The following is a 25624-nucleotide window of genomic DNA, read 5'->3' as shown; positions in this document are numbered from 1 at the left end:
TAGGCACAACGATCGAGAAATGTGTGGTGAAAGCAACACTTTGTAAGGCTGAGCACTTTTTTCAGTGCGGAATTGTGGATGAGCGTCGAGGTCTTGCTCTCATTCACTCGGCACTATGGATTTCAAAGCGCTCATCAGTCAGTAAAAGCGCTTCGAGGTCTGATGCTGTCAACGGCGGACCAAACCAATTGCCCTGAATGGCATAACAGCCGCTTTGACGTAGAAAGTTAACTTGTGCGGCTGTTTCTACCCCTTCAGCCATCACCTTGAGCTGTAAGCTTTGCCCGATCGCGATGATTGTTTTGGCGATCGCGGCATCGTTGGTATCCGTGAGCATTTTTTGAATGAACGACGGGTCAATTTTCAACAGATTGAGGGGAAAGCGCTTGAGGTAGCTAAGCGATGAAAAGCCTGTGCCAAAGGCATCGATCGCAATCTGCACCCCAATTTCGCTGAGTGACTGTAATTTCAAAACGGTAGACTCCACCGCTTCCATCGCGCATGACTCCGTAAACTCCAGCATCAGCCCCTCTGGTGCAAGCTCAGCCTGCTGCACAATGTCTGCCACTGTTGCGACCAGGTTGTCTTGTTGAAACTGGCGTGCAGACACATTCACTGACAGCCGAATGGGTAGAGGCGCGATCGCTTGCCAGGCTTTTGCTTGCCTGCAGACTGCTGCCAACGCCCATTGATTGATCGCACAGACAACCTCGTCATCTTTCGTCTCAGCCAGCAACCCTTGGAGAGCAATCACTCCCCGTTCAGGATGGTTCCAAAGCAGGAAGGCTTCAGCACCAATGATCCGCCCGGTGATCAAATTGACCTGTGGCTGATAATGGATCTGGCATTCGCCTTGACTGACGGCATGAGCCAGTTGCTTCTGCATCAGCTGACTCTCAGCCGCCAAGGCAGTCATGGCGGGCGTATAAAGCTGGTAATGGTTGCCTTGTGCCGTACGCATGGCTGTTTCGGCGCAGGTAAAGAGTTCGTTGGGGCTGTTACCGTGGTCAGGATAGAACGCAATGCCCACTTTTACTTGCACTTGAACGTTTTGCCCATCAAGAGCATAGGGTTCTGTTAGGGCTGTCAAAAGGCGTTGGGTCAGGTCAGCGATCGCCTGTTCACTCGTAACGTCGTCGAGCAACAGACCAAAATCATTGCCAACCAGGCGCGCGACCGGATAATGTTTGGCAGCTTCCTTGAGACGCTTTGCAACCTTTTGTAGCAGGCAATCGCCATTGAAGTAGCCCAAGGTGGCGTTGATTGCTCCAAAGTCTTTAAGGTTGAAGCGCACTACAGCAACCAGGTGATGGTCTTGCTGTGCCTGCTTGAGCGCTTCCTGACATTGAGCATGAAACGAAAGGCGATTGGGAAGCTCGGTCAATGAATCGATGTACGCTATTTGCCCCAGGCTCTTGGCTGCCCGTTTCATTTCGTCGATGTAAGGCTTTGTTAGGGCAGCGCGTTTGTCTAAACGGGCAGCAATGGCACCCAATAGCTCTACTCGTTTGAAGGGTTTGGTCAGGTAATCATCGGCACCCAACTCCATGCCTTGGCGTAAATCGGTGTGATCGGCTTTACCGCTCAAGAAAATGAATGGAATTGCCGCAGTCGCTGGCTGGCTGCGAAGTTCCTCCAAAACTTCGTAACCATTGAACTTAGGCATCATCACGTCACAGAGGATCAAGTCAGGTTCATGTGCCTGTGCAAGTTGTACACCAACAGAGCCATCATTAGCAATCAGCACATCAAACGCCTCCGCTTGCAGCAGCCTGAGAATCAGAGTGCAGATGACAGAATCATCCTCAATCACCAATATCTGAGTCATTTTCGTTGCTCTCTGTGGGCAGACACGGTTGGGGGATTGGCTTCTAATGCTTAGCGTTGAACAAAGCAAGCCTTGGAGTCTGTTTGAAACGTCTTCTGCAGTTAAAACCGCGACTGTATAAACCAAGTCCGTCTACACGGACTCAGGCAAAGTAAGGGTTTCCGTACCGTGCGGAGGAAGGTTAGAGCCTTCGAGCATGGGGCTTCGCTAGTGCCTGTGTTGCTGCGGCTTCAGTCGCCAATGCTACCCAAATCTCGGCTTTTCAAACATCCTCTTAAGTCCTAGTGTTCCCTTAGTAGAGAGCAAATTAACTTGAGAGTTGATTGGCTAATGGGTGAAATAGAATGGCTCATTGCCGTTCTCGACCCATGCTGGCAGCAATGATCAGTGACCATCAGTCAGCCGCGATCGCCAAACACGATCGCTAACCACTACGATCGTTAACCATTAAATGATGGAGTCTTGATCACAAATCATTAAGGACTGCTATAAGTAACAGAGATATCGAGGAGCTTTTTAGTAAATTCCTCTATCGAGGAACGTCAATACCCCTTGTTTGGTAATACGTGTTGGACGTGGACGACGTCCGCTTTCAGCTAAGATTCTAGATGATTGACTGGCTGGAGCACTGAGCTAGCTAGCTCGAGTCAAACGTTTTACCCCCGTCACGAGTGGAGCCGGAAGCGCCCTTGCTTAATCTGTCTTACTAATGATAAAACCTGAATCTAAGGTTGTTAGTGTCAAAAAAGCTGTCAAACTAGATTCGTCGTTTTATTGCTGGGCTATCCTATTGACCCAGCAGTGCCCAGGTTGTTAATCCCAGGTTGTTGAGTATGAGCCCTGACGTTAAAGAATCCGAGTTTCCCGACACAAGCCCCTCAGGCTTTGCTCCTGAAACAGACTTACCTGTAGAGGAACCGCTCTTGTTGCCGCCTGCCTCTGAATCAGACACGAACGAGCAGATCAAACAGATTGGCGATCGCATTTATGCCTTCTTGTCTGGATTGCCTGACTATTTGTCTGACTTTTTTGGAGAGTATAAGCGACCCATCATTACGCTTGGCCTTATTTTTGGCTCGATCGTATCGGTCAAATTAACCCTTGCGTTGCTGGATGCGATTAATGACATCCCCTTGCTCGCGCCAACGTTTGAACTGGTTGGCTTTGCTTACACAGCATGGTTTATCTATCGGTATTTGTGGAGAGCCTCCAACCGAGAAGAGCTAGCCTCTAGCTTCGGCTCTCTTAGAGACCAGGTTTTAGGCCGAGGAACGCCCAAAGCCTAGCGTTTAGATGCGCACGTTTAGTCATGCGCACAGAGGGTGCTAAAGCTCGCCCAGATGACCTCGCCCAGATGACACACGTCTTTTTAGCAAAGCAAATTGACGTTGAGCGATCGCGGATGATGGGCGTAAGGGTGAGCTTAGATGGCTCTTACCAGTAGCTTAGATGACTGTTACAAGTAGAGTCACCACAGGCAGCTTTGTCAGAGCTCAGATGGCTGATGGGAGGGAGGTCTGTTCGCTTGACTCTTGCTGTACTGGCTTTGGAAACTGTTTGTCAATCAGAGTTGCTGCGTCACGAGCAGAAACCTTGCTATAGCGAGTTTTCTCAGGGATGAAGACCACATTGGGGCCGACTTTGCAATCTTTCATGCAACCTGTACTGCGAATAGTAACTTGATCGGTGAGGCCACGATCGCTCAAGGCGGTTTCTAGAGCACGACAGACTCCCTTACTATCGCGTTTCATGCAATCAGACTTCTGGCAGATGAGAATAGTAGCGCTAGCAGCAGGCTTTTGAAGTTTTGTCTCTTGAGGCGTGGCTGGTAGTGTCTGCTCGATCGAACTAGGAGCAGCCTTGCTGACTTTATAAGCTTTCAGAGATCGATCGGTCTTATCACTAACCTTTGCTTTGTAGCCAGCCTTCGTTTCGCCCCACACTTGAACCCAGTCTCCAGGATTCAAGGTCTGGCTTACAGAAGCACGTATGTCCTTTGCAAGCTTGATGCTGCACGTACCGTTGGCGGTCATGAGCTGCATACGCTTGGGCTTGTCATCTTTAAGCATGAAGCCCAAGAAACGCCCTTCAAGATGCCAGGCTGATGGTTGTCGGTCGAGTTTGGTCATGATGCTGCTTTGAGAAGGTTAAGATAACAGGTCAATTACCGAGTCAGGTATTGAGAAAAATACTCAATAAGCTTATTTACTAGGCTACAACAAAACGCTGGCTTTGCCAGCCGTTACGTTCGCTTTGTCCAGAGGGTGATCGAGCGATTGTTTAGTATCCCGATGGCTCTTGTTTTCTAGCCTGTTAGAAGGTGAACCGATGAATGCTAGGCTGATGCAACGTAGACGGTTCAACTTATGCCAACGATCGACTCCGAGAACCTCACCCTGGAAGCCGCTCAAGCCCTTTTGAAGCAGTTCACTTGTGTGGATCGCGCGTCCGCCCCAACGACTCTTGACCCGGTTCTAGTGCGTCAGTCACTCTTGCTAGTAGCCGCTCATTCTGACTACCAGATCCTGGGCATTTGCGCAGACACGCTTGAGCAAGCAGCGACAGCACTCAAAACTTACCTCACGGCGCTAGGCTATGAAATAACGCCTGAGATCCCACCGCTTGAAGGTGTGGTCTACGTTAAATTCAACCCGAAGCGCGATCGCTGTCACGTAGCGCCCTACGACGGCGTCCATCGTGGCATGCTCGTCTCCTGCCAATCTGCCTATGATGGAGATGTCAATGAAACGTTTGGCCATTTGCCGCTGGATTTGTTTATGTAGTCAGCAATTAGCGGTCAGCGGTCAGTTGCAACCAAACTCAAAACTCTAGTTCCTCCTTCTCATGCCCGTAGAATCGCCTGCTCACGTTTCGCTAGAGCAACTTCGCGACAGGTTGCGTCCGGGGCAGCGCGAGCTTGCGCTGTGGCAGGGAGGCCCTCTAGCCGTTTCGGCTGTGCCCGGTGCGGGGAAGTCTACAGGGATGGCAGTCGCTGCCGCGATCGCGATTGCTCAACATCAGCTCAATACGCGTCGCCAGTTAGTCGTAGTGACCTTTACACGATCGGCGGCCGCGAATATTAAAACCAAGATTCGTCAGAATCTCAAAGCGCTAGGGCTACCACCAGGTGGCTTTGTGGTGCAAACGCTGCATGGACTGGCCTGGACGATCGCGCGTGCCCACCCAGAACTCTCTGGCTTGAACCAGGACAGTGTGCTGGTAACGCCCAACCAAAACCATCGACTCATTCGCACCTGCGTTGAGCAATGGATCTCGGCCAATGCGCGTCACTATCAAACGTTGCTGGAGGGACGCCAGTTTGATGGTGAAGAAACCGAGCGTCTGCGTCGTCAGTCGGTCCTGCGAACAGAGGTGCTGCCTGCACTGGCGACGACGGTGATTCATGAGGCGAAAAGTTCAGGGCTGTTGCCAGACGACCTGCGATCGCAGAGCAATGAAGTGGATGATCCCTACACTGTGTTGACGATCGCGGCGGGCTTGTACGAGTTCTACCAAACCCAACTCCGCTTTCGTAACCTGATTGACTATGACGAAATGATTTTGGCAGCGCTACGGGTTCTGGAAGATCCCGCCGTGCGCCAGTCATGGCAGCAGCAAGTGTTTGCCGTCTTTGAAGACGAAGCTCAGGATTCTAGCCCGCTTCAGACTCGATTGCTGGAGCTTCTAGCGGCTGATCCGGCTGACCCAATGAACCGCGATCGCTACAATCTGGTGCGCGTTGGCGATCCAAACCAGGCCATTAACTCGACGTTTACACCCGCAGACCCCATCTTTTTTCGAGAATTCTGTGAGGAGTGTCGCACTCAAAACCGTCTAGCAACCATGACGCAAGCGGGACGGAGTAGTCGCCCCATCATTGAGGCAGCGAACTTTGTGTTGCAGTGGGTCAATAAATCCAGGCTAGCAGGTGTGGAGCAACCGTTTCGCGTACAGGCAATTTGCCCGGTCGATCGAGACGATCCGCAGCCCAATGCGAATCCGGTTCCAGAAGGGCAGGGGCTAGAGCTGCATACACCAGATGATGTGTATCAGACGGTGGAGCGCATTGGTCAGCGAGCGCTGCAATTATTCAAACAGCATCCTCAAGGGCAGGCGGCAGTACTGGTGCGCACGAATGATCAGGGGCGCTTTGTCGCGAAAGAACTGCATCGCTGGTACGGGGATAAATTATTGGTCTATGAGGTGGGACAGCGCGATCGCCAGTCTCATGTACCAGTGGAAATGTTGACTTTGCTAAACTTCCTCGATCGTCCCCATTCGCCGGATCACTTAAAAGCTGCACTGACTGTTTTGGTCGCTCGTAAGCGTATTCCTACGCAAGATCTCAACGCGTTAGTCGGTTTCCCTGAACAGTTTCTCTATCCTGGCCCACTTGACCCCTTGCAGCCAGAACCGGTCATCGAAGCACGTCACTATTGCAATAGTCTCCTCAATGCGCGCTTAAAGCTGCCACCAGCCCAGCTCATCCCCTTCCTGGCGTTAACGCTTGACTATGAACAGACGGAGCTGGCAACCGCTGATAAGCTGACAGAACGCATTGCTCAACAGCTCGCTAGTAATCAGACGCTTGCAGCCATTTTAGGCAGCTTGAATGAAATCGTTGCTTCAGAACAGTTTGAGCCTGTCGATGCCGATGATGCTGAAGAGCGCTACACTCGCCTTGGCCAGCTCACCGTCATCACCATGCATAAAGCGAAGGGGCTGGACTGGGATTACGTCTTTATCCCTTTTTTGCATGAGCAAACCATTCCTGGTAGCCAATGGATACCGCCACAAGGGCAATTCCTGGGCGATTTTACCCTGGCAGAAGTGGCCCGTGCCCAAATTCGCGCCAGCCTGCACAACCAGTTTCCGCTGCCGTCGATCGATGCTGCCTGGGAACGCGCCAAAAACCTCAAGACTGCTGAGGAATTTCGCTTACTTTATGTGGCGATGACGCGAGCCAAACGACTGCTGTGGCTATCAGCCGCGCGGAAAGCTCCCTTTACCTGGAATAAGCCCGAAAATCTGCAAGACCGTGAGCCGTGCCCTGCCTTACCAGCACTGATGGAACGGTTTCCCACCTCGGTAATGGCTTAAGTCGTTCGGTTTTCCGATCGGGAAAATGAGCGCTTAGCGATGAAGCTTAAAGCGGTTAACGAGCATTACTCTTAGCCATTTCTCAGGCCACATTAAGTAACCAGCTTTAGGTTAAAGACGGAATCGCTTTTGAACCAGGCGCTGAACGTGCATTACTTTACAAATTCAAACACCAGAGTTTGTGGACTTGTGCGGCACGCTGTTGCAGAATGAGTTACGGTATTTCTGAGAGAACGTTTCAAAAGTTAACATAATCGTTAAAGATGTTTAAATTAGCTGCAAAAGGCTGGATGGAGGCTCCCATGGAAGCCCGTTTGATCAAATTTTTGCAAGAAGAACTGGCAATCTCGGATTCGGCGATCGCCACGGTGAAACGCCACCAGGAATTCGACGTAACCTTGTTGCCAATGATTCTTTGGCAATATGGGCTCGTCACGCTGGAAGAGCTAGACAAGATTTTTGATTGGCTAGAAACTGCTTAGTAGAATGATTGCTAGCTTGCCTCAAACCATTACGCTTCAAGCCATGCTGCAACAGTTTCTGCCACAAGCAATTAACGCCGTTTTGCAGCCCTATACGCCGGTGGTGGCGGCGGCTGAACAGTTGGTTGAGTCCTCATCGTACCCATCTTCTGGTTCAATTCGCGGATACGACGCGAGAGCAGCCGAATGATATTGACGGCAATACCAGGAGTTTCGTCGATCGCCTCGTAAAGCTGCTGCTGCGTCAAGACTAAGCATTCGCACGGTGCCAGGGTGGTAACAGAAGCAGAGCGCGGTTCCGCATCGAAGAGAGACATTTCACCAAAACAGGTGCCTTGCTCAAGCTGCACAATTTCTTGATTGCCGATGTGAACACTTACCCTGCCTGAAACAACAACGTAGAGCGATCGCCCTTCTTGCCCTTCGGTAAAAATGGTGTGGCTAGTGGGAAACGACAACTCGTCCATGATGGATGCCAGACGTACAAGAAAATCGTCCCGCAACTCTTTAAAGATGGGAACCTGTCGGACAAACAAAAGGCGATCGACGCTGGTTAACATAACTCGATAGCGTGCAGCGGGGATGGGAGCTGAGACGATGGACTTTAGGCTGGAAATGGGTGACTAGTACAATGTTTAATCGGCGGGAGTAGCGATTAGCCCCTGTCTGAAGTCGATAGTCTGTTGATCACTTCACGACTTCTATGGCTGAGACAAGGCTTTCTCTAGAATGCCCACGCTGCTGATATAAACCCTACTAAATCGTCTCAAATCCCGTGCGATTTGGGAAATCAATCACATTATTGCCTCGTTTTGCTGTTTGGTTGCCTGTTTTTGCTGAAACTGATGCAAATTCTCGCATAATCGTCTGAACCTGATCAGCGACCAGTGGATCAGGATCGTGGGTTAGCATCGGCAATAGCTTCATCAAAGCACGAGGCGAAGCCATTTTGAGATACGCTAATACCGACTCACGCACGAACCCTCGAGGATGACGCAGGCAGGCGATCGTTTGGTCAGGTGTCAAGCTCCAGCGGGCCTGTCGTGCTAAATGGAAACAACAGGCTAGCGACCAGTCAGACAAAAAGTGGCGCAAATCGAGTAGGTGACGCAGACGATCGCTGGGTGTCATCGATTCGTAGCTCATCAGCTCTGAGAGGCTTTGCAGTTTTTCCAAATCAGAGTTGCGATCGAGCAAACTCAACAAGGCACGCTTACTGGGAATATCCAGCGTGTTGTCCAGAATTTCGAGCCCGCGCGCCATATTGCTGCGTGAGTGTGACTGTAGGTTAAACGCAGCCGCTTTGATAGAACTGATCGGGTATAAAAATTTCATCAACATAAACAGTCGCTCTTCGGCATCCAGCTGTAAGTCGCGTAAGGCACGTCGCAAAAGATCGGCCTCCCGTCCCCAGGTCTGAGCCGGTGTGAAATCGAGCAGTGCTGCATAGAGCTGCCCCACAAACATCAATTCTTGATCGATCAGTCGTTCAATGCCACTTCTACCCAAGCGATCGGCCACACTGTCGATGCCAAGGTCACGCGGCATTTCTAGTAAGATCCGCAAAATGCTACGGCGATCGATTCCCCAAGCGGTCATCAGGTGTGAAATCAGCGCGTCCAGGGCTTCATTTGTGCCAATTTGCCCGATCGCCCGCCAAGCATGGAGCCTTACAAGATCTGGCTTATGGCCATCTTCCGCTAGTTCGACCAGCATCGGAATCGCATCGTTTTCTAGTCGTACTAGCGCTTGCATGGCCGCTTCACGCGTGGATTTGTAGTAAAGCCCACGCAGCAGTGAAGGGTAAAATTCTTCGAGATGAGTCGAGGCGATCGCCTCCAGTAAGGCGCAGCGTACACGCAACGATTCATCTTGCAGCAGATCGGGAATGTAAAGCCGTAACGCCTGCAGGTAAACAGCTTCGCCCAAAGCGCGACACCCCATGACCCGCTCTCTTTCCTGCTTGTGCGTCAGCATAAATCGAAGTGTGTTGGTTGCTTCCGCTTTTTGAGTGGGGCTCCCCCGTCGCATCATTAGCGACGCTGCGGTGCCTCGTACCACCGAATCGACTTCTGGTCGCAGGTAGGGCCGTAGCTGACGAATATCAGGTTCATCTTCAGTAATCCAGACGTAGCGCAACGCCACAGCCAACACTTCTGGCGCTGGTGATTGATCAATTAAGGCTCTTACCTGCCCCAAATAGGCCGGATTGGGGTAAGCCAGCATGGCCTCTAAGCTTTTACGCTGTAGGCCAGGCGATAACTTGGTCAGCAGTGGTGCCAGCACCTCACCCACATTTTTGTGATCAAGCTGGCTTAACAACTCGATGCAGGAACCTTTATGAAGGTCTGTTCCTGGTTGATCGAGTGCTTCTACGACTGCTCGCTTCAGCTCACGCAGATCGACATCGCCACTAAGCTGCCCCCGTTCGGCACTCATAACCAGAAGACCAACATACTTGCTGCGTAACAACCAGATTGTCAATACCCAAATTACAGACAGGCAGACGATCGCAGGCAGCAGCCAGTTCAGTCCAACGTCACCAAAACTTGTATTGCGGCTAAACCAAACCAGCACCAGTAAGGCGAGCCCTGTCACACCTGTAGACAACGGTTCGGCAATGCCACGGACAACTGACTGAATACCACTGCGAATGCTGTCTGGAACGGGCTGAAATAGAACTGGCCCCAGACTGGCAAACAGCGTGTAGTGTAACAATTCGTCAAGAAACTTGAGCGCCACAATGTTGACGAACAGCCCCAATATCCATCCGGTTGGCGCGATCGCCATGGCCACTGCCCCCAGGATGCCAATCATGCCGGGCAGCAGCATTGCGGTTGCGAAGACACCAATGCGTTCAATGACACGACTAGATGCCAACCACTGCATCGCCAGTTCGCAAATGCCCAAAACAGCGCTGAACCAGCCCAGGAAACTGGCGATCGCGGCGTCGGAGTTTTGCTGCCCCAATAGCTGCGTGATCATACCTTCATTGCCATGCAGCTGCAGTTGGCGTAGAAACTGGAAATCGACTAGCAGCAGCAGCACCTGCGCCAGAATAAAAAACGTAAACAGCAGGACGACATAGCGACGAAGCGGCCCCTGTAAGCGGCGACTGGCAAATTCACTCAGACGATCCTCAGAGGAGCGGCGCAACGAATCGGGAAACGCCTGCTGATAGGACTGACTTAAATAAAAGAGAATGCCCGCTCCGATGACCATCATCAGGCAGGCCATCGCAACAACGTTTTTCAGCCCGACCCAGGCAATCAATAGCGTCAAGGAAAAACCACTGATTACATCGGCGACGAGAATGCCGCTGCTAATCAGCGGATACGTGCGCTTGATCTCTCGAATATTAAAGAGTTGATTCGCGGTAATGGAGGTATTGAGGTCGTTGAGAACATAAATTGCCTCCAACCAGAGTCGCATCAGGAAGATGGTGATGGCAACAACGGTGCCGCCCCACAGCGGTGATTGGTTATCTAACCCAAACCAAAAAAATAGCAGCGGCACAGCCATTAGCAAAGCCGTTAGCACCAGCACTCGTCGAAGTGGCAGCACTTTTTGCAGTTGCGAGTAGACGAAACCTAAGCCCGAACCAATACCGGCGCTAGCAATATAAATCCACGGTAAGCCCTCTTCCGCCTTGTACTCTTGCAGAAACAGTGCAACGGTACTGGCCTCGAACCATACGAGCCCGATCGATGTGATGGTGTAGAACGCAAACATCAAAAAAGTGCGCTCACTTTCCTCTGGGCGGAGATTGACCCACCGCAGGAATTTCTGCTTCACACCATCATCGATTAACCACTGGCTCTTGAGTTCCATGCTGCGCTTGTATCCTGTATTCGTCGCTGACCCCTCAGATCGGCTTCACCCTAACCAACATTTGCCTGTAGACCACTGACGATCGCATCATCCTTGTTGCTCACACTTCATTAGAGGTTGCCCCGAATGGCCTTCATTGTAGATAGCCATCCGTCGTTTAGCGCAAAAAATTCCTTGCCAGAAACCAGTGATCAACATTAAAAAGACACTCCAGACGTGACCGGAGTGTCTTTACATGAACAGCAGACTCAATCAAAGCTGTCCACACTTACTTAGGAGCCTATTTTTTAGGAGCCAGGAGCATCATCATATTACGACCCTCTCGCTTCGGCGCTTGCTGCACTTCTGCCAGTTCTTGCAAGTCACCTGCCATGCGCTTCAGCAGATCTTCAGCAATATCGCTGTGCTGAATCTCTCGTCCCCGGAACATAATGGTTGCCTTCACCTTGTCCCCGTCTTTCAAAAACCGCTTAGCTTGACTGATGCGCACGTTGTAGTCGTGCTCCTCAATCTTGTAGCGCATCTTGACTTCCTTAACGTCAACGGTGTGCTGCTTCTTCTTCGCTTCGCGAGCCTTTTTCTCCTGCTCGAACTTAAACTTGCCATAGTCCATGATCCTGCAGACAGGCGGATCTGCCTTATCGCTGACCAGAACTAAATCCAAGTCCTTTTCTTCAGCGATTTGCATGGCATCACGGGGAACCATAATCCCCAGCTGTGCGCCATCTGAATCGATCACTCGGATTTTTGGGAAACGAATCCGTTCGTTAATTGCTGGTAGATCGCGGTTTGGTCTTCTCTCAATTCTTTCAATCACAGGCATTTGATGGTTGGCAAAATAAGGGTTGACAACTGGAAATCAGTCTTCAAACGTGGACTGGATGGCGTGTCGTCAATCGTCAGAGAACAAATGATATAGATGATCAACTGTAAGTCAGATACGAGCTAATACTTGCTATTCTACTCAGTTCGCTGAATATTCTGCCTAATTGTTACGTAAGTTCCAAGTCGGTGCCATCGTCGGCCGTTGTTTGCCTTAACAATAGTGGCTAATATCTTGACCACATTCGTCTGCTAGATAGCAGAGTGCCCGAAAGCGTAGTCCCACAACCTGTTCATAGAAAGGGTTGAGCTTACAAAGAGGCGGAATTGAGAAAAGAGGGCGATCGAACAGGCTAATCGTGCGTTCAAAGGGGCAGCGAGCAGGAATGACTTGGCACAATACGTTGGCGGTCTCTGCGTCACGGATTTCGATGTTGTCAAGCCACTGGCGGATTGAGAGCAGTGGCGCAAACTGTGGCCGTCTGGTGGTGTGCCGCTTCGTTGCCCTATCAACCGTCCTCTCAATGGTGGTTTCTTGCGCAATCCAAAGCTGCTGTTGAGGACTTGACGTGGAAACGGCGGAGTGAATACTGTTCATTGCTTCCCCTCGGTTTTAGAGTGAAGTGTCTAGTGATCATCTATCAGCGACTGTGGGCAGTTTCCTCATCCAGGAGAGTTGTGGAGTATGGGATAGAGAGGAGGGTTTGTTGTGTCCTGATCGCGCTTTAACCTTGATAGACCTATACTGCCCGTGTCTCAAGAAATCTTAATAGTCAGGATTACTGAAGTTTTGCCGCCTTCTTTTTGGGTGTCAGCAACTTCACCCAGTGATCTGCAAGGGGTGGGATCAGGCGTGAAAATGCAGCACCTTGCCTCGCGTGCAATACCAAATTTGTAATGTTCTGTGACACTTCTGCCGTTTTAGAAAAACGCATTGGAGAATAGCGCTACAGACTTGACCGAAACCGCTCATACAGAATGCTATGCGTCTTTCCCATCGTCCGCCGTCACCTGAAACCGAAACGCGCGATCGCATCTTAAAGTCAGCGCTACGGTTGTTCGCGAAACTGGGATACGACGGTACGACCACGCGTGATCTGGCTGAGTCTTCTGGTGTGGCAGAAGGGACGTTGTTTCGCCACTTTCCGAACAAAAAGGCGATTTTGATCGAAGTGGCGACTCAGGGCTGGGTCGAAATTTTGACTGATTTGCTCACGGAATTAAGCGAAATGGGCAGCTATAAAGCTGTTGCCCAGGTGATGCGACGGCGCATGCTCAACCTGCATAAGAATGCAGACATGCTGAAGGTTTGCTTCATGGAGGCGCAGTTTCACCCAGAGTTGCGCGATCGTATCCAGATCGAAGTCATTAACAAGATGACGGATGTGGCAGAAGTCTTCTTTCAATCGGCAATGGATCAAGGCATCTACCGTCGCATGAATCCGAAAATTGTGGCGCGGGTGTTTTTGGGCATGTTTGCGGTGGCTGGGTTTAGCCAGGATACGATTATGGGCGAAAGCTCCTCACCTGCGGAGATGCAAGAAATGGCAGAGGGCTTGGCAGATATCTTCTTGAATGGCGTGCTGGTGAAGGATGAGGGATAAGGGATAAGTTTTGAGTTTTGAGTAGCGCTTTGCGCCGCTACGCTAGAGAGTTTTGAGTAGCGCTAGCTCCGAAGGAGCCACTTTGTGTTTCTTGTATGCCGAAGGCTTTACGCGCCGACAAGCTAGAGAGTTTTGAGTTGGAAGAGAGGAGTCAGGAAGTTCTGAGTTTTGAATTTTGAGTTCACCCTTTACCTTGCCTCTGACGCCCCTACTCTCTTTTCTTGCCCTGCTCTCTCTGCCTCCTGAATTCTGCGGCATCGAGTTAGGATGAAGAATCTGTAATTTGCACCAAGCGAACCCCTATCTTTGAGCTACTACCGTCAACAACCTGATGCGTTTGCGATCGCCTATCTGCAAACGTTGCGCGGAGAAATCCTGTCGTGCCCATATTTTGCGGTGAATAATCTGAACCGTGACTTTGTTGGCACCAACGGGTTCTCTGTAGTGTTTCAGCGTTCTGCCTTAAAAACGGTCGCGCAGCAGTTTCCCTTTTTTGAGTCCTATCTCGATCACGCACTGCAACCACACTGCAATGCGTTTTACCTGAATCCGCTTTTGCTAAAGGAAGGATCGCGAGTCGATCCCCATATTGATCGATCGCTGCGATCGTATTGCAAGACGGTGGAGCCACCTGCGATCGTCAGTGTCCTTTATGTGCAAGTGCCGCCCGACTTGCAAGGTGGTGAACTGGTGCTGCGGAACCATCGGCAACAGGTGGGGCAAATTAAGCCGAGAATTAATACACTGCTGCACTTTCAAGGCAATCTGACCCATTCCGTGAATCCCGTTCGGGTGGGCGGTGCACGGCTGAGTCTGGTTTGTGAGCAATACAGCTTGAGTGCAGCTGAGTTGCACGAGATTCCTGAGTTTACAGTGGAATCTAGAGCTGCGAAGCCGAAGCGGGCAACGGTGAGAAGATGACACGATTGAAGGATAGCGTTTAGCGGTCAGCGGTCAGCTTTATACTCATAGCTAATAGCTAGACCAACGGGGTGTGACAAGCTTCAAATTTTTTAGCTGATTTCTGTGTATGCAAACGCTCGATCGTAACACCTCTCTCATTGATGCTTTAAAGGCTCGACGACTTAAACTGGCAACGTTGGTGGACTTTCCTGTGCTGCTATGGTCGGGACAAAGCAGTCCGCGAAACTTTCGGGCAAATACGTTTCCGTTTCGCGCTAGCAGTCACTTTCTCTACTTTGCGGGACTGCCACTGGAAAACGCTGTGATTCGATTAGAGGGTGGCAGGCTGACTCTGTTTATCGATGAAGCGAGTCCGGCAAGTGCGCTATGGCATGGAGAAACCCCGAAGCGAGACGACATTGCAGCGGCGATCGGTGCAACCGAAGCGTATCCACTCTCAGAATTAAAGCCAGAAAAGAATGAAAGGGGTGAGGAGTGGTTGGTAACACCTTCAACGTGGACGAACGGTGCGGCAACGATCGGTGTGCAGGATGGTAAAACTCATGCCAATCAATACATCATGTGTCAGCGCAACGTTTTTCGTGATGCAGGCAGGATCGAAGGTATTGACTTAGAGTTGGCACGAGCGATCGTCTCCTTACGTATGATCCATGATGAATTTGCTTTGACTGAACTGCGAAAAGCGGCAATGGTCAGTATTGCTGCTCACAAGGCCGGGATGGCAGCGACGCGTTGTGCGAGCGTGGAAGCAGAGATCCGAGCCGCAATGGAACGTGTCATCATCGCGAATGGGATGACTTGTGCTTACAGCAGCATTGTCACAGTGCATGGAGAAGTGCTGCATAACGACCAATATCACCATGCGATCGGTTCAGGAGATCTGCTGCTGGCGGACGTGGGTGCGGAAACGGCTTCAGGCTGGGCATCGGATATTACACGTACTTGGGCCGTTTCGGGCAAGTTTTCTTCGACGCAACGATCGCTCTATGATGTGGTGCTGGCAGCCCATGATGCCTGCATTGCAGCCATTCGTCCTGGTGTAGAGTATCGAGACTTGCATCTTCTGGCAGCACGAACGATCGCAGCCGGATTAGTTGACTTGGGCATTCTGCGTGGGCAGGTCGAAGATCTGGTGGATCGAGATGTCCATGCGCTGTTTTTTCCGCATGGTGTTGGACACATCTTGGGTCTGGATGTACATGACATGGAAGATTTAGGCGATTTGGCAGGTTATGAGACAGGACGTACGAGGAGCGATCGCTTTGGCTTGAATTACCTGCGGCTCGATCGTCCGTTACAAGCAGGCATGGTCGTTACGATCGAACCGGGCTTTTACCAAGTACCTGCGATTCTGCAAGACCCAGAAAGGCGAGCGAAGTATCACGATATCGTGGACTGGGATCGGCTCGCTCAGTTTGCTGATGTGCGCGGCATTCGCATTGAAGATGATGTGCTGGTGACAGAAACTGGGGCAGAGGTACTGACTGCGGCACTGCCAACAGAAATAGAGGCGATCGAGCAGTTGGTGCAGAGTTGATCAATCCCTTTTCTACGTTCGACAAAGTGTTTTAGATGCCAGGCTCGATCGACTCACTCTATCGCTGGAGAAAGACGACTTACGAGCGCAATGCTTTTAGGATGGTTGCCACGTTGCCAAAAAACAATCAGGAATTACGGAATATGGCTAATCTAGTCGATCGGATTGAACGGTCTAACACAAACCCAAATGACCCTAGAAATCGCGAGGTTGTCCATGCTGCTTGGAACGATCCTCAAATTGGCAACCTTGAGACTCCCATCAATGCATCTGGTTTTTCGCGTGCTTTGATCAATAACTTGCCTGCCTATCGTCAAGGCTTGTCTCCTTTACGGCGAGGCATTGAAGTAGGCTTAGCGCATGGCTACTGGCTGCTGGGTCCCTTTATTACGTTTAATCCACTACGTGATACTGAAGTTGGATCAATCACAGGGCTACTAGGTGCTATTGGTACCGTTTTGATTGCGACACTAAGCCTGTCGCTATACGCCGCTAGTAATCCTCCCGGACCGATCGCTACGGTCACGGTACCCAGTCCACCAAAAGCTTTAAATAATGCTGAAGGGTGGAACGAATATTCCACTGGCTTCTTTCTGGGTGGCGTTGGGGGCGCTGTTTTTGCTTACGCCCTACTCACGAACATTGAACTGTTCCAGAAATATCTGAGTTTTGTCGCTCAGTAGACTTTGAGTGTTGTCGCTGAACAGCGCAATGCTTTATGTGCATATTGTGAAGAAAAATCTAGAGCTGCGCGGCTCTAGATTTTTCTTGTTTAAAGAAGCAATTTGTAAGCACTCAAAAGGTGAAGCTGAGAGAGTATTTAGGTAGAGTGGCTCAAGCAGCACTTTAAACTTTCCCTCTTACCTATGACCCGAATTTTACTCACAGGTATCACCGGACAGGTTGGTCAAGAACTCCAGCAAACTCTGGCTTCTCTGGGAGAAGTCGTCAGCGTGGGGCGCGATCGCGTCGATTTTTCGCAACCAGAAGCCGTACAGCAGGTGATGGAAACGGTAAAACCTACGATCGTTGTCAACTCGGCTGCCTACACGGCGGTTGATAAAGCCGAAAGCGAACCAGATCTTGCCAATTTAGTGAATGCCGTTTCGCCTGGAATCCTTGCTAAAGCCGCAAAGAGTATTGATGCAGGTCTAATTCACATCTCTACAGACTACGTGTTCGATGGCACGCAGAGTTCGCCCTACCTGGAAACGGATGCGACGAATCCGCTGGGTGTGTATGGTTCTACCAAGTTGGCAGGTGAAGAAGCTGTTCGTGCAGCGTGCGATCGCCACTTCATCATCCGTACTGCCTGGGTTTATGGCGCAAAGGGCAAAGGTAACTTCGTCAAAACCATGCTGCGACTGGGAGCCGATCGGGAAGAACTAAAGGTCGTAACCGATCAAATTGGTGTGCCGACCTGGTCGAAGGATCTGGCAGGGGCGATCGCTCACCTCGCACCGCAACTGTCTGCCAATACTGCTGGCACCTATCACTACACCAACAGCGGCGTGTGTAGCTGGTATGATTTTGCTGTCGCCATTTTTGAAGAAGCAGAGCAACTTGGCTTCCCCCTTAAAATCAAACGCGTCATCCCCATCACCACGCCTGAATACCCCACTCCCGCCAAACGTCCCGCCTTCTCCGTCCTCTCGCTCAAGAAAGTCTCGACGCTGCTGGGAACTCATCCTCCCTACTGGCGAGAAAGTTTGCGTGAGATGTTAGCAGAATTGAAAGCTACAGGGCATTAAAGGGATAAATAGAGGGTAGTTTTATTGAGTAAAGGATGGAGAGAAATACGGTTTCCTTAGCAATCGAATCGTTCCAACCGAATCAGTTCGTTGTGGTAATGGATGAAATTCCCGCTGGCAGCGATGTGATGCTCCCACTGCTGCGAGCACGATAAGGTCTGTCTCACCAACCGTGAGACTCGTTGTCTTCAGGTGTTGTTGAAACGTTCAATGTCACTGGTCAAGCCCGTTTCCTTGCCCACCGCACAATGATGCTTTGAGGGTAGGACGGTCCTGCCTCCCAAGGGTCGGTATCAAGCATGGCGTTCGAGTACGGTGTCTTTTCAATAATGGAAGGTGCTTTTGATGCACGATCGCGTCATTTCAATGTATTGATCTATCAAAAAAGGGGCAGCATTGTCTACCCCTCTTTCTTTATCGTGCTGCTGCAGTGGGCATACCCAGAATGTCTTCAATCCGGGGCATTTCATCCAGCGGAATGACGCGTCCCTCATCCTCAAAATCAGGAATCTGGTCGAAGTTGAGGTAGCGGTAGAGGTCAGCGGCAAAGGGATCAATCTTTTTGGTGACGATCGCCATATATTCCTCAACCGTCGGAATCTTGCCCAGCAGCGCACAAACTGCCGCCAGTTCTGCCGAGCCAAGGTAGACCTGAGCGCCTTTACCCATTCGGTTGTTGAAGTTCCGTGTTGAAGTCGAGAAGACTGTTGTACCGTCTGCCACGCGTGCCTGGTTACCCATGCAGAGCGAGCATCCCGGCATTTCAGTTCTGGCTCCTGCAGCAGCGAAAATGCCATACATCCCTTCTTCGCGCAGTTGCTTTTCATCCATGCGAGTCGGCGGGCAGATCCAGAGGCGTACCTTCACAGGCCCTGCACCTTCCAGGATTTTGGCGGCGGCGCGGTAGTGGCCGATGTTGGTCATGCAGGAGCCAATGAAGACTTCCTGGACCGGATCACCCGCGCATTCGGACATCAGTTTCACGTTGTCGGGATCGTTAGGAGCGGCGACGATCGGTTCCGTCACCTGATCCAAATCCACTTCAATTATTTCGGCGTACTCGGCGTCGGCATCTGCTTCCATCAGGCTTGGGTTTGCCAGCCACTGTTCCATCTTGGCAACGCGGCGCAAGATGGTTCGGGCATCTCCATAGCCTCTTGCCACCATGTTGTTCAGCAGTGCCACGTTGGAACGTAAATACTCTGCCACCGTATCTGTGCTTAACTTGATGGTCGAGCCAGCGCAGGAGCGCTCTGCCGTCGCATCTGTCAATTCAAACGCCTGCTCCAGCTTCAGATCGGGTAGTCCCTCCATTTCCATGATGCGACCAGAAAAAACATTTTGCTTGTTCTCTTTGGAAACCGTCAGCAGCCCTCGTTGCATGGCAGCGTAAGGGATGGCGTTGACAATATCGCGCAAAGTCACGCTTGGTTGCAGCGTTCCTTTAAAGCGCACTAACACGGACTCAGGCATATCCAATGGCATCGCACCAAGAGCTGCCGCGAAGGCCACTAAGCCGGAGCCAGCCGGGAACGAAATACCCAATGGGAAGCGGGTATGAGAGTCACCGCCCGTACCAACGGTGTCGGGCAACAGCATCCGGTTTAGCCAGGAGTGAATGATGCCGTCACCGGGACGCAGAGCGACACCACCACGCTCATGCATGAAGTCAGGCAAGTCTTTGTGAGTCTTGATATCGACCGGCTTGGGATAGGCGGCAGTGTGACAGAAGCTTTGCATGACCAGATCGGCGCTGAAACCAAGGCAGGCAAGCTCTTTCAGCTCGTCGCGGGTCATGGGGCCAGTGGTGTCTTGAGAGCCAACGGTCGTCATGACCGGTTCGCAAGACGTACCGGGACGCACACCAGGCAATCCAGACGCTTTGCCCACCATTTTTTGAGCCAGCGTAAAGCCTTTGCCCGTGTCGACTGGCAGATGGGGACGGCGGAATAGGGGACTGTGCTCTAAGCCCATGTCAGCGCGAATTTTATCGGTCAGGGTACGACCAATGAGGAGAGGAATGCGACCGCCTGCACGGACTTCATCCAGAATGGTGGCCGGTTTGAGAGCGAAGGTGGAAACGATCGCCCCTGAGGCATTTGTAATTTCGCCTTTGTAGGGATAAATCGTGACGACATCGCCGGTCTCAAGCTGGGTAATGTCGCACTCGATCGGCAGTGCTCCCGAATCCTCAGCCGTATTGAAAAAGATTGGCGCAATTTTGCCACCCAGGATGTAGCCACCCGTGCGTTTATTGGGCACAAACGGAATGTCGTTACCAATGTGCCAGAGAACCGAATTAATAGCGGATTTCCGAGAAGACCCAGTCCCCACGACATCACCCACATAAGCAACGGGATGTCCTTTTTGCTTGAGGGTGGCGATCGTTTCCAGACTGCCTGGTTGACGCGTTTCCAACATCACTTGGGCATGGAGAGGAATATCTGGACGCGTGGTTGCGTGAGGTGCGGGAGAGAGATCATCTGTGTTGGTTTCTCCCGGCACTTTGAAGACCGTGACCGTAATGGCCTCTGGTAGTTCTGAGCGGCTAGTGAACCAATCGGCGTTTGCCCAGGAGTCTAAGACCTGCTTGGCATAAGTGTTGCCGTTGGCGGCGAGTTCCTGCACATCGTGATAGGCATCGTAAACAAGCAAAATTTTGCTCAATGCAGTGGTGGCAGTGGCAGCAATATCAGCCTCCGAAACTTGCAGCAGATCAATCAATGAGTGGACATTGTAACCACCCATCATCGTACCTAGAAACTCGACGGCTTCTTTGGGCGACACCAGAGGACTGGTCGTCTCACCTTTAGCGATCGCCGTCAAAAAGCCAGCTTTGACATAGGCCGCCTGATCGACACCGGGGGGGACACGATCGCGCAGCAGCGTCAGCAAAAACGCTTCTTCGCCAGCGGGTGGTTGCTTCAATAACTCGCCCAATGCAGACATCTGTTCGGCGCTGAGGGGTAGTGGAGGCACGCCTTGAGCTGCACGATCGGCCACGTGTTGACGGTAGGATTCAAGCATAGTCAGAGTCTCTACAGAGCGATAAGAAGGATGTTTAGATGTGATCGAGCATCAACCGTTAAGGGTACTCTCGCCATTTCGCGGCTGCGGTTGGGATTGATACTGACTGCATAAAGAAGTTTACAAGACAGAGGCAGATTGATGTGAGCCGTTTTTAGGGCGAGCGTTTAAGCAGACATCGATCTCTAGTATGTCTTGAGAGCACATCTGACGTGGGGCGATTGAGGAAATAGAGGTGTGACCCAAAACATTAGAACGACATCGACTACGCTCTAGTCACTTCTTCTGACTTCAGCTTGCTATCCTTTCACGATTTTCAAGAAGTTATCGAAAATAACGTTCGCCTCGTGATTCATGATCGGAAGCCGCTCCCTAACCGCCTGGGTTAAAGCTTCGCAGCCAGTAGGACCCAGCGTGACGTCCAGATCGGCGCGATAGGCAGGAATCTCCACCCATTCCTTAATGGTTGCCGCACTCACTTCGCTGTGAAACTGCAGCCCAAAGACACGGCTCTCCTGGGGTGACTCGCCGCCAACGCTAACAGCATACGCCTGTACCGGACAGTGCGCCGATGATGCCAGTACTGTTGCTCCTGGTGGTAGTTTTTGGACAGCTTGCCCATGCCATTGCAGGACTTTCAACGTATCAGGCAGTCCGGCGGTAAGCGGATGCTGCTGTCCTGCGTCTGTCAATGTGATGGGTAACAACCCTACTTCTGGGGCCGACATCGCACTGACTTCGCCACCCAGAGCATCGGCCAGGAGTTGGGCACCGAGACAAACTCCCAGATAGGGCAGTTGTAACTCCTGCACCGCTTGTCTGATCAATGCTTTCTCCTCTACCAACCAGGGATAATCGGCCTCCTCCCCCACGTTCATGGGGCCACCCATCACGCACAGCGCTGCGTAGCCTTCGAGTGAGGGGAAGCGATCGCCCTTCTCAAGTTCCACATAATCGACGGCAATGCCAGCCTTCTGACAAAACTGCTCAAAAATGCCAAGCCCTTCGACGATGGCATGCTTAATCACTAAAAATTTCATGGTGCTAACCTCCTTGATAGCAGCGTTAGATTCACATTGATCAGGCTGAGCGATTGTCTCCAGTCTAAGCGCTAGCTGCCAACGGTACCGAAACGTAAGCCCATGTCCTGCAACCATTTGCGGTAGAAAATCAGGGTGCGATCGCTATTGAGAAGCAAATCTGTCTGGCCATAGAGCGGCAGCAACGCGGGTCGTTGTGCCTGGATGATCGGGATATCTTGGTTCAGAATTTTCTCTTGCCATGCGATCAACTCAGCCGCGGGTGTTTCATGGTCATAATTGAGTGCCATCCACATCCAGAGCGTGCTTTTAAGCGCCGTGTGCGGTGTCACGCAGAAGAGAATCGAAAAACGGGCACCCTCTGACTCTTTGACTAAATAGGCTGTCAGCGGGCGAAAGGCGCGATAGGTGTAGGCGACAACATCTCCCTGGCCTGTCCCATACGGATTTGGTTGATACACGCTAACGCCTTTAGAGAGCACCCCGTCCGGCTCGATCGTGGTTTTGTAATCCTCAATTTCAGGATGGGCCACATCACCCAGAATGCCTTCATGGATGAACGGAAAGTGCGCTACGTCGAGAAAGTTTTCGATCGCCCGCAGACCACAGAGCTCAAATGGTCCATACGGTCCACATAGAAGCTTGCGATAGGTGGGATCATCCCATTCAGGAAACGATGGCACATCTTGTGCTGGCTCACCAAGCGCCACCCAAATCAGGTTATAGCAATCTTGCACCTGGTACGTCTGCACTTGAGCACGTTTGGGAATTGCCTGTTCAGGATGAGCCGGAATGTGCACGCACTGACCATCGCCGTCATACGCCCAACCGTGATACGGACAGACCAGCGTGGCACCGTTGACATGACCGCTAGACAGGCGGGTTCCTCGGTGGGCACACAGATCCCGACAGACATGGAGTTGCTCCCCCGCTCGCCACAGCACTAGCTCTTCCTCTAACAAACAGATGGGCAGCAGTGTACCTTCGGGCACAGCTTCCGATCGCGCAACCGGGTGCCAATCATTGACCACAATCGGGTCGTCAACCATTGAACTCTCCTTATCCAATCTCTAACAGGGTTTACAAAAGTCATGGCAAACGGCAAAGAGTAGCGGTTATGCGACCTCATAGGTCATTGCCCACTGACTCATGTTGACCGCACACTGCTGCCAATGAGACCGAATCAGACTCTCCATCATGAAGTCCCGATCGGCCTCTTTATGTCATTGCCACGCTAAACTACACCAGATTGCCCGTGAGCGAGCTCGCCCATGATGTAGGTCGCGTGAATCGCGCGATCGTCTCCCAAAATCATCGTGGCAAACATTTGATCTGCTAGAGCCTCTAGTGAGTCAGCGATCGGAGTTGGATTACGACGTGCCATCAGCGGCGTGGCTCTCGGATTCACGACAATAAAATCGGCCTCCTTGCCGGGGTCGAAGTTGCCCAGCGTCTCCTCCAAAGAAAGCGCTTTGGCACCACCCAGCGTTGCCAAAAAGAGCGCCTGAAAAGCTGAAAGCTTCTGCCCCCGAAGTTGGGTCACTTTATAGGCTTCACTGCTTGTCTGCAGCATTGAGAAACTTGTACCGCCTCCAACATCGGTTCCAAAACCCACCTTGACCGGATACTCTACCGATTTCGCTTGCTTTAGCTTAAAGAGTCCACTGCCTAAAAAGAGGTTAGAGGTTGGGCAAAAGGCGATCGCCGATCGTGCCTTTGACAAACGCTGAAATTCGGCATCGGTCAACTGCACCCCGTGGGCAAAGACAGATTTATCGCCAACCAGCCCAGCGCGATCGTACACATCTAAATAACCATCGCTGTCAGGAAACAGTTCTGCGACCAGCGCGACTTCTTTCACATTCTCTGATAGGTGAGTATGCATATAGACGTCAGGAAACTCCGCCAGTAGCTGACCCGCCAGCTGCAGTTGCTTGTCGCTGGATGTGACCGCAAAACGAGGTGTAATGGCATACAAAAGGCGATCGTGTTTATGCCATTTTTGAATCAGTTGCTTGCTTTCTGTGTAGGCAGTTTCTGGTGTATCCACCAAAAAAGCGGGTGCGTTTCGATCCATCAACACCTTGCCCGCAATCATACGTAAATGGCGACGACTCGCTTCTTCAAAAAAGGCATCAACCGATTCGGGGTACACCGCAGCAAACACCAGAGCCGTCGTTGTACCATGCTTGAGCAACTCATCTAAGAAAAAAGACGCAATTTCTTGAGCATAGGCTTTGTCTTTAAATTTACCCTCCGTTGGAAAGGTGTACTTACTTAACCACTCCAGCAGTTGCTCTCCATACGACGCAATCATTTCCGTCTGCGGAAAGTGAATGTGTGTATCGATCAATCCTGGCATGATCAGCATGTCGGGATAGGTGATGACGGGAATGTCTGCATAGCTTTCCTGAAGACTGTCATAAGCCCCCAGCGCTTTGACCTTGCCATCCTCTAGAACCAGCAAACCATCCGCAAAGTAACGAACACTTTCTGCTTCTGAGACATAGAATGGATCATCAATGAAGTCGAGAAAGGCACCACGAAACGCTTTAAGAGACACGCTTATAGCCTGAAACGGTGAATAGCACACGGTGAATCCATGATTTACTCATAAAATCACACCGTTTCAGCAACTCCGTATCTAAAGCAACAAAACCAATAAAAATGACGAGAAAAGAATAGCGTTGGCATGGCAGTCAGTAGTCAGCAGTTAGCAGTCAGCAGTTAGCAGTCAGCAGTTAGCAGTCAGCAGTTAGCAGTCAGCAGTTAGCAGTCAGCAGTTAGCAGTCAGCAGTCAGGAACGACTCAAAATTCAAAACTCTCTAGCGAAGCGGCGCAAAGCGCGACTCAAAATTCAAAACTTCTCCCTCTCCCCCTCCCTCTCCCTCTCCCTCTCCCTCTCCCTCCTCATCCCCCATGTCTGGCAAACTTACAACTCATGTTTTAGATACCGCGCAGGGCTGTCCGGCGGCTGGTTTGTCGATCGCTCTCTGGTCGATCGCATCCCCATCAGGCGACAAAACGCTGCTGAAAACGGTGCTTACCAATGCTGATGGACGCACAGATAGCCCACTCCTAACCGATGAAGCGTTACAGGTCGGTGTGTATGAATTGGTCTTCAGCGTCGGAGCCTACTTTGCTCAACATCTTCCAGACTTGCCCAACCCACCTTTTTTAAATGAAATTCCGATTCAATTTGGTATTGCCGATCCCAAGGCTCACTACCATGTTCCACTATTGGCTTCGCCCTGGTCTTACAGCACCTATCGCGGCAGTTAGCGCTTGTCTGTGGGGCATTGCATTTAATGTTCTCAGGGATGAAAAAACATCATTTGAAACACGACCCTACAAGCAATTTACGTTGATTAAAACCTAACAACCAAAAATTCACTGTTGCCATGACTCAATCGACTCTCGATCCATCTACTACTGTGGCTCCTGCTCGCATTGGTGGCTCAGTTTACACCTATCGATGACACTATCAGGGGCAGGAATTTCCGATCGTGTATGAAACTCGAGGACAGGGCGATCCGATTTTACTACTGCCTGCGTTCAGTACTGTTTCCACCCGTGGCGAAATGCAGGGTTTGGCAGCACGCTTAGGAACGTGGATTAAATAACCTGTAATTCTGGTTTAGCCGTGTAATTCCATTGCGGTAGAAACTCATCAAAGAC

Annotated in this window: 21 protein-coding genes and 1 pseudogene; 11 read left to right on the top strand and 11 right to left on the bottom strand. The window is 51.2% G+C overall.

From position 1 onward, the window contains the following. Positions 1-103: 103 nt before the first annotated feature. A complete protein-coding gene (locus C7B82_RS01110) occupies positions 104-1828 on the bottom strand; it encodes a putative bifunctional diguanylate cyclase/phosphodiesterase (RefSeq protein ID WP_106254475.1) in 1725 nt (574 codons plus the stop codon). 833 nt (positions 1829-2661) lie between these two features. Between C7B82_RS01110 and C7B82_RS01105 the strand changes: the two genes are divergently transcribed. Beyond that, a complete protein-coding gene (locus C7B82_RS01105) occupies positions 2662-3114 on the top strand; it encodes a CAAD domain-containing protein (RefSeq protein ID WP_106254474.1) in 453 nt (150 codons plus the stop codon). 23 nt (positions 3115-3137) lie between these two features. Next, positions 3138-3272, top strand: a complete 135-nt coding sequence (locus C7B82_RS34085; protein WP_281258899.1) for a hypothetical protein — start codon at positions 3138-3140, stop codon at positions 3270-3272. Positions 3273-3321: 49 nt separating this feature from the next. Here the strand turns inward: C7B82_RS34085 and C7B82_RS01100 are convergent, their stop codons facing one another. Then, the gene (locus C7B82_RS01100; protein ID WP_106254473.1) at positions 3322-3957 is read right to left on the bottom strand and encodes a (2Fe-2S) ferredoxin domain-containing protein; all 636 of its coding nucleotides are present in this window, start codon (positions 3955-3957) and stop codon (positions 3322-3324) included. A 237-nt stretch (positions 3958-4194) separates the two neighbouring features. Between C7B82_RS01100 and C7B82_RS01095 the strand changes: the two genes are divergently transcribed. The 3 genes from C7B82_RS01095 to C7B82_RS01085 all read left to right on the top strand — a co-directional run bounded on the left by C7B82_RS01095 (position 4195) and on the right by C7B82_RS01085 (position 7410). Beyond that, positions 4195-4611: a DUF1824 family protein gene (locus C7B82_RS01095; protein ID WP_106254472.1), complete on the top strand. Its 417-nt coding sequence runs from the start codon at positions 4195-4197 to the stop codon at positions 4609-4611. A 61-nt stretch (positions 4612-4672) separates the two neighbouring features. Next, positions 4673-6928 carry an ATP-dependent helicase gene (locus C7B82_RS01090; RefSeq protein ID WP_106254471.1) on the top strand — a complete coding sequence of 752 codons (2256 nt, stop codon included), beginning with the start codon at positions 4673-4675 and terminating at the stop codon, positions 6926-6928. 302 nt (positions 6929-7230) lie between these two features. Then, positions 7231-7410, top strand: coding sequence for a DUF2949 domain-containing protein (locus C7B82_RS01085; protein ID WP_245939672.1), 180 nt, complete (start codon positions 7231-7233; stop codon positions 7408-7410). Between the two features lie 71 nt (positions 7411-7481). On the opposite strand, the gene C7B82_RS01080 is transcribed toward C7B82_RS01085, so the two are convergent. The 4 genes from C7B82_RS01080 to C7B82_RS01065 form a co-directional block, all read right to left on the bottom strand. Beyond that, a complete protein-coding gene (locus C7B82_RS01080; protein WP_106254470.1) occupies positions 7482-7970 on the bottom strand; it encodes a Crp/Fnr family transcriptional regulator in 489 nt (162 codons plus the stop codon). A gap of 196 nt (positions 7971-8166) precedes the next feature. Next, entirely contained in the window at positions 8167-11241 is a 3075-nt protein-coding gene (locus C7B82_RS01075) for a HEAT repeat domain-containing protein (protein WP_106254469.1), read from the bottom strand. 280 nt (positions 11242-11521) lie between these two features. Continuing rightward, positions 11522-12064: a translation initiation factor IF-3 gene (gene infC / locus C7B82_RS01070; protein WP_106254468.1), complete on the bottom strand. Its 543-nt coding sequence runs from the start codon at positions 12062-12064 to the stop codon at positions 11522-11524. A gap of 213 nt (positions 12065-12277) precedes the next feature. Next, on the bottom strand, positions 12278-12661 hold the full coding sequence (locus tag C7B82_RS01065) for a Mo-dependent nitrogenase C-terminal domain-containing protein (RefSeq protein ID WP_106254467.1): 384 nt from the start codon (positions 12659-12661) through the stop codon (positions 12278-12280). A gap of 385 nt (positions 12662-13046) precedes the next feature. On the opposite strand from C7B82_RS01065, the gene C7B82_RS01060 reads away from it, so the two are divergent. The 5 genes from C7B82_RS01060 (at position 13047) to rfbD (ending at position 17879) form a co-directional block, all read left to right on the top strand. Further along, positions 13047-13667, top strand: coding sequence for a TetR/AcrR family transcriptional regulator (locus C7B82_RS01060; protein WP_106254466.1), 621 nt, complete (start codon positions 13047-13049; stop codon positions 13665-13667). A gap of 306 nt (positions 13668-13973) precedes the next feature. Continuing rightward, positions 13974-14588, top strand: coding sequence for a 2OG-Fe(II) oxygenase (locus tag C7B82_RS01055; protein ID WP_106254465.1), 615 nt, complete (start codon positions 13974-13976; stop codon positions 14586-14588). A 109-nt stretch (positions 14589-14697) separates the two neighbouring features. Further along, positions 14698-16128: an aminopeptidase P family protein gene (locus C7B82_RS01050; RefSeq protein ID WP_106254464.1), complete on the top strand. Its 1431-nt coding sequence runs from the start codon at positions 14698-14700 to the stop codon at positions 16126-16128. Between the two features lie 35 nt (positions 16129-16163). Continuing rightward, complete coding sequence (locus C7B82_RS01045; RefSeq protein ID WP_425443591.1) at positions 16164-16811, top strand: photosystem I reaction center subunit XI; 648 nt, start codon at positions 16164-16166, stop codon at positions 16809-16811. Between the two features lie 183 nt (positions 16812-16994). Continuing rightward, the gene (gene rfbD / locus C7B82_RS01040; protein ID WP_106254463.1) at positions 16995-17879 is read left to right on the top strand and encodes a dTDP-4-dehydrorhamnose reductase; all 885 of its coding nucleotides are present in this window, start codon (positions 16995-16997) and stop codon (positions 17877-17879) included. A gap of 56 nt (positions 17880-17935) precedes the next feature. Here the strand turns inward: rfbD and C7B82_RS33495 are convergent. The 5 genes and pseudogenes from C7B82_RS33495 to guaD all read right to left on the bottom strand — a co-directional run. Beyond that, positions 17936-18148, bottom strand: a pseudogene (locus C7B82_RS33495) (IS1 family transposase); the annotation flags it as partial. Between the two features lie 145 nt (positions 18149-18293). After that, positions 18294-20906, bottom strand: coding sequence for a bifunctional aconitate hydratase 2/2-methylisocitrate dehydratase (acnB, locus tag C7B82_RS01035; protein ID WP_106254462.1), 2613 nt, complete (start codon positions 20904-20906; stop codon positions 18294-18296). A gap of 299 nt (positions 20907-21205) precedes the next feature. Then, entirely contained in the window at positions 21206-21946 is a 741-nt protein-coding gene (locus C7B82_RS01030; RefSeq protein ID WP_181357296.1) for a type 1 glutamine amidotransferase, read from the bottom strand. 71 nt (positions 21947-22017) lie between these two features. Continuing rightward, positions 22018-22995: an aromatic ring-hydroxylating dioxygenase subunit alpha gene (locus tag C7B82_RS01025; RefSeq protein ID WP_106254460.1), complete on the bottom strand. Its 978-nt coding sequence runs from the start codon at positions 22993-22995 to the stop codon at positions 22018-22020. 185 nt (positions 22996-23180) lie between these two features. Next, entirely contained in the window at positions 23181-24509 is a 1329-nt protein-coding gene (guaD, locus tag C7B82_RS01020) for a guanine deaminase (protein WP_106254459.1), read from the bottom strand. 356 nt (positions 24510-24865) lie between these two features. Between guaD and uraH the strand changes: the two genes are divergently transcribed. Further along, the gene (uraH, locus tag C7B82_RS01015; protein WP_106254458.1) at positions 24866-25228 is read left to right on the top strand and encodes a hydroxyisourate hydrolase; all 363 of its coding nucleotides are present in this window, start codon (positions 24866-24868) and stop codon (positions 25226-25228) included. Positions 25229-25624 lie beyond the last annotated feature (396 nt).

This window comes from Stenomitos frigidus ULC18 (genome assembly GCF_003003795.1).
GTDB lineage: Bacteria > Cyanobacteriota > Cyanobacteriia > Leptolyngbyales > Leptolyngbyaceae > Stenomitos > Stenomitos frigidus_A.
The sequence above is the reverse complement of the archived record's forward strand: the minus strand, read 5'-3'. Positions and strand labels throughout refer to the sequence as shown.